The organism is Streptomyces sp. CA-210063 (genome assembly GCF_024612015.1).
GTDB lineage: Bacteria > Actinomycetota > Actinomycetes > Streptomycetales > Streptomycetaceae > Streptomyces.
On the sequence record NZ_CP102512.1, the window covers coordinates 5,981,481 to 5,996,080 of the forward strand.

Below are 14,600 nucleotides of genomic sequence, written 5' to 3' on the forward strand. Positions count from 1 at the left end.
ACCGGAACGGGGCGAGGCATGGTCCTGGACCGAAAGTGGCAGGGTCCGCTGAGATGTAGGCCGGTCGTCCGGGAGGCTCCGTGAGCGCGAACAAGTGGGTCAGCACCTCGATGCCGTATCTGACCCGGCGGGAGAAGGGGCAGGGCGACGCCTGGGGCGCCGACGCGGCGGCCCAGGGGCGCCGGGGCACCCAGCGGATTCTCTACGCCGGTGAGGTGCCGGCACCCGCCGAGGTGGCGCGGCTGTTCGGGCTGGCCGAGGGCGAGACCGTCGTCGTACGCCGCCGCCTGATCCTCCTCGACGACGAGCCGAACGAACTGACCGACACCTACTACCCCGTCGACATCGCCCGCGGCACCCGCCTCGCCGGAACCGCCAAAATCCCCGGCGGAGCCGTCACGTTGCTCGCCGAACTGGGCCACGTCGGCGCCCTCGTCCGCGAGGACGTGACGGCCGACCTCCCGGACGACGAGGAGCGGGAGACCCTGAGGACCGCACCGGGAGAGCCGGTCCTCCGGCTGACCAGGGTCACCCTGGACCACGACGACCGCCCCCTCCAGGTCGACCGCATGGTCATGCCGGCGCTACGGCAGCGACTGCGCTACGAGATCGCGATCGACAACGGAGTCGGATGACGAGGCCGAGACCGAGGCCGAACCCGACGCCCCGACCGCCGCTCCCTGCATGAACCTTCCCGGCTGCCTGCCTGCCTGCCCGCCCGGACGTCACCGTCCGCCGTGATGGTCTCGTGTCCGAATGGTGAATGGCTCTGATCGGCGTTGCCTACTGGTCAGTCGTGTCTTAGGCATGGGATCAAGAACTTCAGTTCTCAAGTAATGCACGAGTGACACAAGTGAAGGGATGGCCTCCGCCCCCATGAAACCCCCCACCCCGAGGCCCAGGAACCTGCTGCGCGGCGCCCTCGCCGTCATCGCCGCCGGGCTCGCCGCCGTGGTTCCGCTGGCGGGAACGGCCGCCGCCACGCCGTTGACCGGCAAGGCGCAGCGGACCGTCACCACCGCCGACGGTGACACCTTCCGGCTGCGACTGAAGGCCAACCCCGTCGTCCTGCCCGCCGCCGGCGGCACCGTCAAGGTCAAGGGCGCCGGATACAACCGGGCGCAGGGCGTCTTCCTCGCCTTCTGTGTGATCCCGGACGGTGTCAAGGTCGGCGACCCCACCACCTACACCACCCTCCCCGGCCCCTGTCTCGGTGGCCGTGAGGCCCAGGACGGATCGTCGCGCCGCATCACCGACACCGGGACGGGGACACCGGGCATCACCCTCCCGTACGAGAAGGGCGGCACGTTCCGTACGACGCTGAACCTCCGGCCCGAGATCGCCGACGGCAAGGTCTGCGGCGAGACCGTACGCTGCGCGATCGTCACCCGCGCCGACTTCACGGCCACGAACGTGCGGCTGTACGACCAGTACATCCCCGTCCACTTCGTGCCGGGCGGCGCGGGGGCGCGCTAGGGCCGGCGACGCTCGCCGGCGATGTGCCGGGCCGGGTGGCCGCCAGTACGCCAGTACGCCCGCCCAGCCCGGTTCACGGGCCGAACTGCCGGGCGAGGTCCGTCAGTTGGTGAGGGACGCGAGCCACGTGGTCAGGAGGCGGTTCGTCTCCTCGGCGCGTTCCTGCTGGATGAAGTGGCCGGCGCCGTCGAGGAGATGGGACGCGGTGAGGCCGGGCAGGGTCGTGGGGTAGGCCTCGATCGCGTCGGCGAGCCAGGTCGTGGAGGCGTCCCGGGTGCCGCCGATGAACAGGGACGGCTGGGGGATGGGCGCGCCGGCGTGCTCGGACAGGTCCTCCCAGTCGCGGTCCATGTTCCGATAGCGGTTCAGCGCCCCGGTCAGGCCGGTCCGCTCGAACTCCCCGGCGTAGACGTCGAGTTCGTGCTCGCCGAGCCAGGCGGGCAGGCGGCCCTGCGGGAATCTGTCGCGCAGCGCCCCGCCGCGGCCGACGAAGTGCGGGTCCGGAGCGCCGGACGCGGGCATGGTGTCGGCCGACAGCGCGGCGTAGAAACCGGCGAGCCAGCCCCGTACATCGGGTTCGATCTCCGCCTCGGCCCGGCCGGGCCGCTGGAAGTAGGAGACGTAGAACTCCTCCGTGAACTCCTCCGTGCCGCCCATCCGCGCGAAGACCTCACTCGGCCGGGGCCCGCCGGGCGGGGTGTACGGCACGCTCAGCAGGCCGACCGCGCGGAAGACGTCCGGCCGGAGCAGGGCGGAGGTGGCGGCGATGGTCGCGCCCCAGTCGTGCCCGACGATCACCGCGGGCTCCCCGCCCAGGGCGTCCACCACGGCGACGTTGTCCGCCACCAGGTCGAGCATCCGGTACGCCTCCACGGCCGAGGGCCGCGACGAACGGCCGTACCCCCGCACGTCGATCGCCACCGCGCGGTAGCCGGCGGCGGCCAGCGCGGGCAGCTGGTGCCGCCACGAGTACCAGGACTCGGGGAAACCGTGCACAAGTAGCACCAGTGACCCGCTGCCTTGCTCCACCAGGTGGATCCGACCGGCGGGTGAGGGGACGAGCCGGTGCGTACGGGCGTGGGGATCGGAGGCCGGGTTGGAGGGGGAGAGCGACGAAGCGTTGGGGGCGGAGGCGGAGGTGGGGGCCGAGGTGGTGCCGGCGGTCGTCTGCGGCATGGATCCTCCCGAGGGCGGGTGAGCGGTGCGTGCCCCCGATCCTCCGGCGGACCGCACCCCCCACACGAACCCCTTTGCCGATTCGGCAACAGTGCGGCGGCTACGACCACCGCAGCCGCAGCCGCAGCGGGACGGTGCCTGAGTCGAAGCGACAGCGGGCCCCGGCCCCGGACCTGGAGCCGCACCGCAAAGCGACTGCCCTCACCCCACCAGCCCGAACCACCCCCGGCTCACCCCGCAGTCCCCGCCTTCCCGCGCCCCGCCTTCCCCCGCCCCACCTGCGTCCGCACCGCCCCCATGCTCGCCCCGATGACCAGCGCGATCGCGAGGGCTTCCGTGGCGGCGAGGGTCTGGTCGAGGATCAGGAACCCGGCGGTCGCGGCGAGCGCGGGCTCCAGGCTCATGAGGATCGCGAACGTGGACGCGGGCAGGCGGCGCAGGGCGAGGAGTTCGAGGGTGTAGGGGAGGACGGAGGACAGTACGGCGACGGCGGCGCCCAGCGCGATCGTCGTCGGGTCGAGGAGCCGCGTCCCGGACTCGACGAGCCCCAGCGGCAGGAAGAGCACCGCCGCGACGGCCATGGCCAGCGCCAGCCCGTCGGCCTGCGGGAACCGTCGGCCCGTACGCGCGCTGAAGACGATGTACAGGGCCCACATCGCCCCGGCGGAGAGGGCGAAGGCGACGCCCAGCGGGTCGAGGCCGCCGAAGCCGCCCCCGCCGCCGAGCAGGAAGACACCGCAGAGGGCCAGCCCGGCCCACACCATGTTCACCGCTCGGCGGGACGCGAGGACGGACAGCGCCAGCGGGCCGAGCACCTCCAGGGTGACGGCGGGGCCGAGGGGGATACGGGCGAGGGCCTGATAGAAGAGGCCGTTCATCGCGGCCATGGTGACGCCGAAGGCGACGACCGTGCCCCAGTCGGTACGCGAGTGCCCGCGCAGCCGGGGCCGGCAGATCACCAGCAGCACCAGCGCGGCCACCGCGAGCCGCAGCGTCACCACCCCGAGCGCCCCGGTCCGCGGCATCAGACTCACCGCCAGCGCCCCGCCGAACTGCACCGAGATCCCACCGGCCAGCACCAGGCCGACCGGCCCGAGGGAACGCGGCCCGCGAGCACCGCCGGACGCGGGGCCGGCCGGTGTCGTCGTCGTGGTGGTGGCGGGCGCGGACTGTTCAGCGCTGGGGAGTGTCACGGGAGCCGTCCAGGAAGAGCGGGGAGCGAGAGCGCTTCGTTCAGTATGTGGAACTTAGTAGTTCAAGGTAATGGACTGGGTCAGGTCTGTAAACCACTTTTGGAGCTTACGCACCCGGAAGTCCGCACCCGGAAGTCCGCACCCGGAAGTCCGCACCCGGAAGTCCGCACCCGGAAGTCCGTCCGCACCCAGAAATCCGCCCCAAAAATACAAGCACGCTTGCTTGTTTCCGGTCCCGCTGCCATGCTCCCCCCATGGCCGACCCCACGCCCGTGATCGACGATCTCCGCGCCGAGAGTCAGGAACTCGACCTGCTCGTGGCCGAGTTGAGCCCGGAGCAGTGGGCGCTCGCGACGCCCGCCCCGCGCTGGACCGTCGCCCACCAGATCGCCCACCTCGCCTGGACCGACCACTCCTCCGTGCTGGCGGTGACCGATCAGGACGCCTTCGCCCGTGAGGTCGAGAACGCGCTGACCTCGCCCGGGGACTTCGTGGACAACGGTGCGGAGGAAGGGGCGGGGAAGCCGCCCGCCCGACTGCTAGCGGACTGGCGGGCCGGGCGCGAGGCCCTGGAGGACGCCCTGCGCGCGGCACCCGACGGCGCGCGGTTCCCCTGGTACGGCCCGCCCATGTCCACCGCCTCCATGGCGACCGCCCGCCTCATGGAGACCTGGGCGCACGGCCTGGACATCGCCGACGCACTGGGCGTTCCCCGGATCGCCCCCACCGGCCGGCTCCGTCACATCACTCGCCTCGGCGTCCGCACCCGCGACTTCGCGTTCGGCGTGCACGGACTGACCCCGCCGTTCGAGGAGTTCCGAGTCGAACTCATCGGTCCTGCCGGTGAGGTGTGGGCGTCCGGCCCCGAGGACGCGACCGACCGCGTCACCGGCCCCGCCCTCGACTTCTGTCTGCTGGTCACCCAGCGGGCCCACCGCGCCGACCTCGACCTCCACGCCGAAGGGTCCGACGCCGACCGCTGGCTGGACATCGCCCAGGCCTTCGCCGGCCCGCCCGGCAAGGGACGCGAGCCCCAGCAGGAGTCCGAGTGAGGCCCCTCCGCATAGGCAACGCCTCCGGCTTCTACGGCGACCGCTTCGACGCCATGCGCGAGATGCTCACCGGCGGCGAACTCGACGTCCTCACCGGCGACTACCTCGCCGAGCTGACCATGCTCATCCTCGGCCGGGACCGCCTGAAGGACCCCGCCGCCGGGTACGCGCGCACCTTCCTCCGCCAACTGGAGGAGTGCCTGGGCCTCGCGCACGAGCGGGGCGTACGGATCGTCGCCAACGCCGGCGGCCTCAACCCCGCCGGACTCGCCGACGCCGTACGGGAGTTGGCCGACCGGCTCGGCATCCCCGTACGCGTCGCCCATGTCGAGGGCGACGACCTCACCACCCTGCACCCCGGCACCCTCGCCGCCCACGCCTACCTCGGCGGCTTCGGCATCGCGGCCTGTCTGCGGGAGGGCGCGGACATCGTGGTCACCGGCCGGGTGACGGACGCGGCGCTCGTCACCGGGCCCGCCGCCGCCCACTTCGGCTGGGGCCCGGGGGAGTACGACCGCCTAGCGGGCGCCGTCGTCGCCGGGCACGTGCTGGAGTGCGGCGCCCAGGCCACCGGCGGCAACTACGCCTTCTTCCACGAGGTTCATGGGTTCAACGGGGTCCAAGAGGTCCAAGAGGTCCAAGAGGCTCAAGAGGTCCACGAGTCCGCCCCGGTTGGCCTTCGGCGCCCCGGCCTCCGCCGCCCCGGCTTCCCCCTCGCCGAAATCCACGCCGACGGAACGGCCGTCATCACCAAACACCCCGGCACCGGCGGCCTCGTCGACCTCGGCACGGTCACCGCCCAGCTCCTCTACGAGACGGGCGGCGCCCGGTACGCGGGCCCCGACGTCACCGCCCGCCTCGACACCGTCAGGCTCACCCAGGACGGCCCCGACCGCGTCCGCGTCGACGGCGTACACGGCGAGGCCCCGCCCCCCACCCTCAAGGTCGGCCTCAACCGCCTCGGCGGCTACCGCAACGAGGTCACCTTCGTCCTGACCGGCCTGGAGATCGAGCGCAAGGCCGCCTTCGTCCGCGACCAGCTGGAGACCGCGCTCTACGCCGCCAAGTCCCGCCCCGAACACGTGAGTTGGGAACTGGCCCGCACCGACCATCCCGACGCCCCGACCGAGGAGACCGCCAGCGCACTCCTCCACCTCGTCGTCCGCGACCCCGACCGGAATGCGGTCGGCCGCGCCCTCAGCGGAGCCGCCGTGGAACTGGCCCTCGCCAGCTACCCCGGCTTCCACGTCCTGGCCCCACCGGGAAGGGGCGCGCCCTACGGCGTGTTCGAGGCGGCCTACGTAGACCAGGGAGCCGTCCAGCACACGGCGGTCCTCCACGACGGCCGCCGGGTCCCCGTGCCCCCGGCCGCCGACACCCTCGTACTGCGGCCGGTCGGCGAGCCACCCCTCCCGGAGCCCCTGCCGGCAGGGCTCCCCAGCCGACGCGCACCTCTCGGCCTCGTCGTCGGCGCCCGCAGCGGCGACAAGGGCGGCGACGCCAACATCGGCCTCTGGGCCCGCACGGACGACGCCTGGCGGTGGCTCGCGCACACCCTCACCACCGACCGCCTCCGCGAACTCCTCCCGGAAGCAGCCGAGTTGATCGTCACCCGGCACGCCCTCCCGAACCTCCGCGCCCTCAACTTCGTGATCGAGGGCATCCTCGGCGAGGGCGTCGCCTCCCAACACCGTTTCGACCCCCAGGCCAAGGCCCTCGGCGAATGGCTCCGCTCCCGCCACCTGGACATACCGGAGGCCCTCCTGTGACCGGCCCGCGTCCGGTCTCACCGGAGGCACTGCCGTGACCGCCCGCCGCCCGGACTTCCAGAGGCCCTGCCGTGACCGGCCGCCGTCCGGACTCATCGGAGGCCCTGCGGTGACCGCCCGCTGCCCGGACTCTCCCGACGTCGAGGTTCTCCCGTGACCGCCCGCTGCCCGGACTCTCCCGACGTTGAGGTTCTCCCGTGACCGCCCGCTGCCCGGACTCTCCCGACGTTGAGCTTCTCCCGTGACCGCCCGCCGCCCGGACTCTCCCGAGGTGCACCCGTGACCGTCCTCAGCTCCGCCCTCGACCCGGGCGGCCCCGACCACACCGCGAACCGCGAGGCCATGCTGGCCAAGCTCGCCGCACTCGACGCCGAGCACGCGAAGGCCCTCGCGGGCGGCGGCGAGAAGTACGTCGAACGGCACCGCGAGCGCGGCAAGCTGCTCGCCCGCGAACGCGTCGAGCTGCTCCTCGACCCGGACACACCCTTCCTGGAGCTGTCCCCGCTCGCCGCCTGGGGCAGCGAGTACACGGTCGGCGCCTCCCTCGTCACGGGCATCGGGACCGTCGAGGGCGTCGAGTGTCTGATCACCGCGAACGACCCGACCGTACGCGGCGGCGCGAGCAACCCGTGGAGCCTGAAGAAGGCCCTGCGGGCGAACGACATCGCACTCGCCAACCGCCTGCCCTGCATCAGCCTGGTGGAGTCCGGCGGCGCGGACCTGCCGTCCCAGAAGGAGATCTTCATCCCGGGCGGCGCGATCTTCCGCGACCTCACCCGGCTCTCCGCCGCAGGCATCCCCACCATCGCCGTCGTCTTCGGCAACTCCACCGCCGGCGGGGCCTACATCCCCGGCATGTCGGACCACGTGATCATGGTCAAGGAACGGGCGAAGGTGTTCCTCGGCGGGCCACCCCTCGTGAAGATGGCCACCGGCGAGGAGAGCGACGACGAGTCGCTGGGCGGCGCCGAGATGCACGCGCGCGTGTCGGGCCTCGCGGACCACTTCGCCGTCGACGAGCACGACGCCCTCCGCCAGGCCCGCCGCGTCGTCGCCCGCCTCAACCACCGCAAGGCGTACGCCGATCCGGCACCGGCCGCACCCCCCAAGTACGACCCGGAGGAGCTGCTCGGCATCGTCCCCGGCGACCTCCGCAGTCCCTTCGACCCCCGCGAGGTGATCGCCCGCATCGTCGACGCCTCCGACTTCGACGAGTTCAAGCCCCTCTACGGCACCAGCCTCACCACCGGCTGGGCCACCCTCCACGGCTACCCGGTCGGCATCCTCGCCAACGCCCAGGGCGTCCTCTTCAGCGAGGAGTCCCAGAAGGCCGCCCAGTTCATCCAGCTCGCCAACCAGCGCGACATCCCGCTCCTCTTCCTCCACAACACCACCGGCTACATGGTCGGCAAGGAGTACGAGCAGGGCGGCATCATCAAGCACGGCGCGATGATGATCAACGCGGTCAGCAATTCGAAGGTCCCCCACCTCTCCGTCCTCATGGGCGCCTCGTACGGCGCCGGCCACTACGGCATGTGCGGCCGCGCCTACGACCCCCGCTTCCTCTTCGCCTGGCCCAGCGCCAAGTCGGCGGTGATGGGCCCGCAGCAGCTCGCGGGCGTGCTCTCGATCGTGGCCCGGCAGTCGGCGACGGCGAAGGGCCGGCCGTACGACGAGGACGCCGACGCCGCACTCCGCGCGATGGTGGAGCAGCAGATCGAGTCCGAGTCGCTCCCCATGTTCCTGTCCGGGCGGCTGTACGACGACGGGGTCATCGACCCCCGCGACACCCGCACCGTCCTCGGCCTGTGCCTGTCCGCGATCCACACGGCGCCCTACGAGGGCGCACGCGGTGGCTTCGGCGTCTTCCGGATGTGAGGAACCTTCAGTGATCACTTCTGTGCTCGTCGCCAACCGGGGCGAGATCGCGTGCCGCGTCTTCCGCACCTGCCACTCGCTGGGCATCCGCACGGTCGCCGTGCACTCCGACGCCGACGAGAACGCCCTCCACGCGCGCGTGGCCGACGCGACGGTACGACTGCCGGGCGCGGCACCCGCCGACACCTACCTGCGCGGCGACCTGATCGTGAAGGCCGCCCTCGCCGCCGGCGCCGACGCGGTCCACCCCGGCTACGGCTTCCTCTCCGAGAACCCCGACTTCGCCCGCCAGGTCCTCGACGCGGGCCTCACCTGGATCGGCCCGCCCCCGGAGGCGATCGAGGCGATGGCCTCCAAGACCCGCGCCAAGGAGCTGATGGGGCTCACCCCCCTGCACGAGGTCACCGAGGACGACCTGCCGGTCCTCGTGAAGGCCGCGGCGGGCGGCGGCGGACGCGGCATGCGCGTCGTACGCCGCCTGGACGACCTGACCGCCGCCCTGGAGAGCGCCCGAGCCGAGGCCGCGAGCGCCTTCGGCGACGGCGAGGTCTTCGTCGAGCCCTACGTCGAGAACGGCCGCCACGTAGAGGTCCAGATCCTCGCCGACACCCACGGCACGATCTGGCCCCTCGGCACCCGCGACTGCTCCCTCCAACGCCGCCACCAGAAGGTCATCGAGGAGGCCCCGGCCCCCGCCCTCCCCGAAGCACTCACGGAGGAACTCCACACCCTGGCCGTACGCGCCGCCCGAGCCGTCGACTACGTGGGCGCGGGCACGGTCGAGTTCCTCGTCTCCGCCGGCAAGGCCCACTTCCTGGAGATGAACACCCGCCTCCAGGTCGAACACCCGGTGACGGAAGCCGTCTTCGCCCTCGACCTGGTCGCCGAACAGATCCGCATGGCCGAGGGCCACCCCCTCCCGGCCGACCCCCCACGCCCGCGCGGCCACGCTGTCGAGGCCCGCCTGTACGCGGAGGACCCGGCCCACGACTGGACCCCGCAGACCGGCACCCTCCACCGCCTGTCCGTGCCCGGCGTCCGCCTGGACACCGGCTACGAGGACGGCGACGCGATCGGCGTCCACTACGACCCCATGCTCGCCAAGCTCATCGCCCACGCCCCCACCCGCGCCGAGGCGATCCGCCGCCTGGCCGCCGCCCTGGACCGTGCCACGATCCACGGCCCGACGACCAACCGCGACCTCCTGGCCCGCTCCCTGCGCCACGAGGAGTTCACGACGGCCCGCATGGACACGGGCTTCTACGACCGCCACCTGCCCGACCTGACCAGCCCCACCCCGGACCCGTACGCCCCCCTGGCCGCCGCCCTCGCCGACGCCCACACCCAGGGCGACCCCCGCTTCGGCGGCTGGCGCAACGTCCCCTCCCAGCCCCGGACCAGGCGCTACGCCCTGGCAGGCAAGGAACACGAGCCCACCTACCGCCACACCCGCACCGGCCTGGAGGCCGACGGAGTCACGGTCATCCACGCCGACAGCCACCTCGTCGTACTCGAAGTAGAGGGCGTACGGCAAAAGTTCGAGGTGACGCGCTACGGCACCCACCGCTACGTCAACACCACCCACCTCACCGCCCTCCCCCGCTTCCCGGACCCCACCACCCAGCAAGCCCCCGGCTCCCTCCTGGCCCCCATGCCGGGCACGGTCGTACGCGTGGCGGATGGCCTGAATCCGGGGTCAGCCGTACAGGCCGGCCAACCCCTCCTCTGGCTGGAGGCGATGAAGATGGAGCACAGAATCGCGGCCCCGGCGACGGGCACCCTGACAGCCCTGCACGTGGCTGTGGGACAGCAGGTCGAGGTGGGCGCCCTTCTGGCCGTAGTCAAGGACCAGCCCACCTAGGGGCGCGGGGAACTGCGCGACCAGCCACACAACCACCCGCACCCTCCTACTGGCAGACGTCCCCTTCCCCTTAGGAGCCCCTCGTGTCCCCCCTCCTGGAATCCGAAGAACACAAGGCCCTACGAGCCGCAGTCTCCGCCCTCGGCAAGCGCTACGGCCGCGCATACATAGCCACGATCAACAAAGAGAACCGCCACCCCGACGAACTCTGGTCCGAGGCCGCCAAACTCGGCTACCTAGGCGTCAACCTCCCCGAGCAATACGGAGGCGGAGGCGGCGGCATCACCGAACTCTCCATCGTCCTCGAAGAGCTCGGCACCGCAGGCTGCCCCCTCCTCATGCTGATCGTCTCCCCGGCGATCTGCGGCACCGTCATCACCCGCTTCGGCACAGAGGCCCAGAAACAAGCCTGGCTCCCCGGACTCGCCGACGGCACCCGCCTCATGGCCTTCGGCATCACCGAACCCGACGCCGGCTCCAACAGCCACCGCCTCACCACCACGGCCCGCCGCGACGGAGTCGACTGGCTGCTCACCGGCCGCAAGGTCTTCATCTCCGGCGTGGACAGGGCAGACGCCGTCCTCATAGTCGGCCGCACGGAAGACGCCCGCACCGGCACCCTCAAGCCCTGCCTCTTCATCGTCCCCACGAACACCCCCGGCTTCGAGTACCGCCAGATAGACATGGAACTCCGCGCCGCAGAGAAGCAGTTCGAACTCACCTTCGATGACATCCGCCTCCCCGCCGACTCCCTCGTCGGCGACGAGAACGCCGGCCTGCTCCAGCTCTTCGCCGGCCTCAACCCCGAACGCATCATGACGGCCGCCTTCGCGATCGGCATGGCCCAGTACGCCCTCGCCAAGGCCGTCGACTACGCCCGCGACCGCACCGTATGGCGGCAGCCCATCGGCGCCCACCAGGCGATCGCCCACCCCCTCGCCCAGTCCCACATCGAACTGGAACTGGCCCGCCTGATGATGCAGAAGGCGGCGTACCTCTACGACGCCGGCGACGACGCGGCGGCGGGCGAGGCCGCCAACATGGCCAAGTACGCGGCGGGGGAGGCCTGCGTGAAGGCCGTCGACCAGGCCGTGCACACCCTCGGCGGCAACGGCCTCACCCACGAGTTCGGCCTCGCCTCGCTGATAACGGCGGCGCGCGTGTCTCGTATCGCACCGGTGAGCCGGGAGATGATTCTCAACTACGTCTCCCACCAGACCCTGGGCCTGCCCAAGTCGTACTGACCGGCACCTGCACCGTATGGCGCGAGGAGGAACCATGTTCCGCAGCGAGTACGCAGACGTCCCACCCGTCGACATCCCCATCCACGACGCCGTACTGGGCCGAGCCGCCGAGTTCGGCGACCTGCCCGCGCTGATCGACGGCATCGACGGCACGACCCTCACGTACGAACAGGTGGACCGCTTCCACCGGCGCCTCGCGGCCGCGTTCGCCGAGACGGGTGTCCGCAAGGGCGATGTGCTCGCCCTCCACAGCCCCAACACCATCGCCTACCCGACGGCCTTCTACGCGGCCACCCGCGCGGGCGCCACGGTCACCACCGTCCACCCGCTGGCCACCCCGGGAGAGCTGGCGAAGCAGCTCCAGGACTCCGGGGCGAGCTGGATCGTCACGGTCTCGCCCCTCCTCGAAACCGCCCGCACGGCCGCCGAACGCGTCGGCGGCATCCGGGAGATCTTCGTCTGCGACAGCGCCCCCGGCCACCGCTCGCTGATCGACATGCTCGCCTCCGCCGCCCCCGAACCGTCCGTCGACATCGACCCGGTGACGGACCTGGCGGCCCTCCCGTACTCCTCCGGCACGACCGGCGTCCCCAAGGGCGTCATGCTCACCCACCGGTCCATCGCCACCAACCTCGCCCAGCTCGAACCGGTCATGCCGGCCGGCCCCGGCGACCGCATCCTCGCCGTACTGCCGTTCTTCCACATCTACGGCCTCACCGCCCTGATGAACGCCCCACTGCGGCTCGGCGCCACGGTCGTCGTCCTCCCCCGCTTCGACCTCGAGGTCTACCTCGCGGCCATCGCCAAGTACGGCATCACGCACCTCTACGTCGCCCCGCCGATCGTCCTCGCCCTCGCCAAACACCCGGCCGCCGAGCGCCACGACCTCTCCACGGTCCGGCACGTCCTCTCCGCCGCCGCACCCCTCGACGCGAAGCTCGCCGCCGCCTGCTCCGCCCGCCTCGGCCTGCCGCCCGTCGTCCAGGGCTACGGCATGACCGAACTCTCCCCCTGCTCCCACCTGGTCCCCCTCGCCCAGGCCGCCACCGCACCCCCCGGCACCGTCGGCAAGCTCATCGCCGGCACCGAGATGCGGATCGTCTCCCTCGACGACCCCGGCAAGGACGTCGGCATCGGCGAACAGGGCGAGATCGTCATCCGCGGCCCCCAGGTCATGAAGGGCTACCTGGGCCGCCCCCAGGCCACCGCCGACATGATCGACGCCGACGGCTGGCTCTCCACCGGCGACATCGGCTACAGCGACGCCGACGGCTGGCTGTACGTCGTCGACCGCGTCAAGGAACTCATCAAGTACAAGGGATTCCAGGTCGCCCCCGCCGAACTCGAAGCCCTCCTCGTCACCCACCCCGGCATCGCCGACGCCGCCGTCATCGGCCACTACAACGACGACGGCAACGAGGTCCCGCACGCCTTCGTCGTCCGCCATCCCACCGCCGCCACGCTCTCCGAGGGCGACGTCATGATGTACGTCGCCGAACGCGTCGCCCCCTACAAACGCGTCCGCCTCGTCACCTTCATCGACGGCGTCCCCCGCGCGGCCTCCGGGAAGATCCTCCGCCGCGAACTCAGGGAACGCCTATGACAGACCCGAAAACCGATCTGATCCACCACGCCCACCACCGGGGCGTCACCACCCTCACCCTCGACTCCCCGGCCAACCGCAACGCCCTGTCCGTCAGGCTGGTGCGCGAACTGACGGAAGCACTGACCCGGTGCGGCCAGGACGACGACGTACGCGCCGTCCTCCTCACCCACACCGGAAACACCTTCTGCGCGGGCGCCGACCTGCGCCAGCCTCCCCACCCCGACGAACTGGTCGAACTGCTCGGCCAGATCCTCAAGCTGCCCAAGCCCGTCGTCGCCCGGGTGACCGGCCACGTACGGGCGGGCGGCCTCGGCCTGCTCGCGGCCTGCGACATCGCCGCCGCGGGCCCCGAAGCCACGTTCGCCTTCACCGAGGTCCGCATCGGCGTCGCCCCCGCGGTCATCTCGCTGCCCCTGCTGCCCCGCACCGACCCGCGCGCCCTCAGCCGCTACTACCTCACCGGCGAGAAGTTCGGACCCGCCGAGGCCACCCGCATCGGCCTGCTGACGGCGGACGGCGCCGATGTGGACGACGTACTCGCACCCGTCCTCGACGGACTGCGCCGAGCCTCCCCGAAAGCCCTGGCGGAGACGAAACGGCTGCTCACGGCTAAGGTGCTGGAATCCTTCGACCTGGACGCGGGCAGGCTGAGCAGGCTCTCGGCCCGGCTGTTCGACTCCGAGGAGGCGGACGAGGGGATGAGGGCCTTCCGAGAAAGACGGGATCCGCAATGGGTGGTGTGACCATGGTCAGCGCGTTCGACCGTGCACCGAAGCAGGACCGCAGCCGGGCCACCCGGCAGCGACTCCTCCAGGCCGCCGTGGCCTGCCTCGCCGAACACGGCTGGGCCGGCTCCACGGTCTCGGTCGTCGCCGAACGCGCCGGCGTCTCCCGAGGCGCCGCACAACACCACTTCCGCACCCGCGAGGACCTCTTCACCGCCGCCGTCGAATACGTCGCCGAAGAGCGCTCCCTCGCCCTGCGCGCCCTCTTCCCCGAGGGCCCCGCCGACCGCCGCGCCGTCGTCGCCGCCGTCGTCGACCTCTACACCGGCCCCCTCTTCCGCGCCGCCCTCCACCTCTGGGTCGCCGCCTCCAACGAGGACCAGCTCCGCCCCCGCGTCACCGAACTCGAAGCCCACGTCGGCCGGGAGACCCACCGCATCGCCGTCGACCTCCTCCGCGCCGACGAAACCGTCCCCGGGGTCCGCGAAACCGTCCAGGGCCTCCTCGACATGGCCCGAGGCCTCGGCCTCGCCAACCTCCTCACCGACGACACCGGCCGCCGCGACAAGGTGGTGGCCCAGTGGGCGGCACTGCTGGACGAGGTACTGGGCTGAAGAGCC

General features: G+C 71.9%; 12 protein-coding genes. 10 read left to right on the top strand and 2 right to left on the bottom strand.

Annotation, left to right across the window (positions count from 1 at the left end; all coding sequences use genetic code 11):
- Positions 1–80: 80 nt before the first annotated feature.
- Positions 81–635 (top strand): GntR family transcriptional regulator, encoded by a 555-nt coding sequence (locus JIX56_RS26160; RefSeq protein ID WP_257544100.1) that lies wholly within the window; start codon positions 81–83, stop codon positions 633–635.
- A 241-nt stretch (positions 636–876) separates the two neighbouring features.
- The gene (locus JIX56_RS26165) at positions 877–1,476 is read left to right on the top strand and encodes a hypothetical protein (RefSeq protein ID WP_257544101.1); all 600 of its coding nucleotides are present in this window, start codon (positions 877–879) and stop codon (positions 1,474–1,476) included.
- Positions 1,477–1,578: 102 nt separating this feature from the next.
- On the opposite strand, the gene JIX56_RS26170 is transcribed toward JIX56_RS26165, so the two are convergent.
- Together JIX56_RS26170 and JIX56_RS26175 are read right to left on the bottom strand one after the other, a co-directional pair.
- Positions 1,579–2,652 carry an alpha/beta fold hydrolase gene (locus tag JIX56_RS26170; protein WP_257544102.1) on the bottom strand — a complete coding sequence of 358 codons (1,074 nt, stop codon included), beginning with the start codon at positions 2,650–2,652 and terminating at the stop codon, positions 1,579–1,581.
- A 230-nt stretch (positions 2,653–2,882) separates the two neighbouring features.
- Positions 2,883–3,845 (bottom strand): EamA family transporter, encoded by a 963-nt coding sequence (locus tag JIX56_RS26175; RefSeq protein ID WP_257544104.1) that lies wholly within the window; start codon positions 3,843–3,845, stop codon positions 2,883–2,885.
- Between the two features lie 254 nt (positions 3,846–4,099).
- Between JIX56_RS26175 and JIX56_RS26180 the strand changes: the two genes are divergently transcribed.
- From JIX56_RS26180 to JIX56_RS26215, 8 genes are all read left to right on the top strand, one after another.
- Positions 4,100–4,897 (top strand): TIGR03084 family metal-binding protein, encoded by a 798-nt coding sequence (locus tag JIX56_RS26180; RefSeq protein WP_257544106.1) that lies wholly within the window; start codon positions 4,100–4,102, stop codon positions 4,895–4,897.
- 53 nt (positions 4,898–4,950) lie between these two features.
- Positions 4,951–6,666 (top strand): acyclic terpene utilization AtuA family protein, encoded by a 1,716-nt coding sequence (locus JIX56_RS26185; protein ID WP_257551118.1) that lies wholly within the window; start codon positions 4,951–4,953, stop codon positions 6,664–6,666.
- A 279-nt stretch (positions 6,667–6,945) separates the two neighbouring features.
- Positions 6,946–8,544: an acyl-CoA carboxylase subunit beta gene (locus tag JIX56_RS26190; protein ID WP_257544108.1), complete on the top strand. Its 1,599-nt coding sequence runs from the start codon at positions 6,946–6,948 to the stop codon at positions 8,542–8,544.
- A 10-nt stretch (positions 8,545–8,554) separates the two neighbouring features.
- On the top strand, positions 8,555–10,405 hold the full coding sequence (locus tag JIX56_RS26195) for an acetyl/propionyl/methylcrotonyl-CoA carboxylase subunit alpha (RefSeq protein ID WP_257544110.1): 1,851 nt from the start codon (positions 8,555–8,557) through the stop codon (positions 10,403–10,405).
- Between the two features lie 83 nt (positions 10,406–10,488).
- On the top strand, positions 10,489–11,649 hold the full coding sequence (locus JIX56_RS26200) for an acyl-CoA dehydrogenase family protein (protein ID WP_257544112.1): 1,161 nt from the start codon (positions 10,489–10,491) through the stop codon (positions 11,647–11,649).
- A gap of 34 nt (positions 11,650–11,683) precedes the next feature.
- A complete protein-coding gene (locus JIX56_RS26205; protein WP_257544113.1) occupies positions 11,684–13,252 on the top strand; it encodes a 4-coumarate--CoA ligase family protein in 1,569 nt (522 codons plus the stop codon).
- Positions 13,249–13,998, top strand: coding sequence for an enoyl-CoA hydratase family protein (locus tag JIX56_RS26210; RefSeq protein ID WP_257544114.1), 750 nt, complete (start codon positions 13,249–13,251; stop codon positions 13,996–13,998). Before JIX56_RS26205 ends, JIX56_RS26210 begins: the two co-directional genes overlap by 4 nt.
- Positions 13,986–14,594, top strand: a complete 609-nt coding sequence (locus JIX56_RS26215; RefSeq protein WP_257544115.1) for a TetR/AcrR family transcriptional regulator — start codon at positions 13,986–13,988, stop codon at positions 14,592–14,594. Before JIX56_RS26210 ends, JIX56_RS26215 begins: the two co-directional genes overlap by 13 nt.
- Positions 14,595–14,600 lie beyond the last annotated feature (6 nt).

Bases quoted from the DNA above. Each gene is read 5' to 3' on its own strand.
- JIX56_RS26165 (WP_257544101.1), top strand. From the start codon at position 877: ATGAAACCCCCCACCCCGAGGCCCAGGAACCTGCTGCGCGGCGCCCTC.
- JIX56_RS26170 (WP_257544102.1), bottom strand. From the start codon at position 2,652: ATGCCGCAGACGACCGCCGGCACCACCTCGGCCCCCACCTCCGCCTCC.
- JIX56_RS26180 (WP_257544106.1), top strand. From the start codon at position 4,100: ATGGCCGACCCCACGCCCGTGATCGACGATCTCCGCGCCGAGAGTCAG.
- JIX56_RS26185 (WP_257551118.1), top strand. From the start codon at position 4,951: ATGCGCGAGATGCTCACCGGCGGCGAACTCGACGTCCTCACCGGCGAC.
- JIX56_RS26205 (WP_257544113.1), top strand. From the start codon at position 11,684: ATGTTCCGCAGCGAGTACGCAGACGTCCCACCCGTCGACATCCCCATC.
- JIX56_RS26210 (WP_257544114.1), top strand. From the start codon at position 13,249: ATGACAGACCCGAAAACCGATCTGATCCACCACGCCCACCACCGGGGC.
- JIX56_RS26215 (WP_257544115.1), top strand. From the start codon at position 13,986: ATGGGTGGTGTGACCATGGTCAGCGCGTTCGACCGTGCACCGAAGCAG.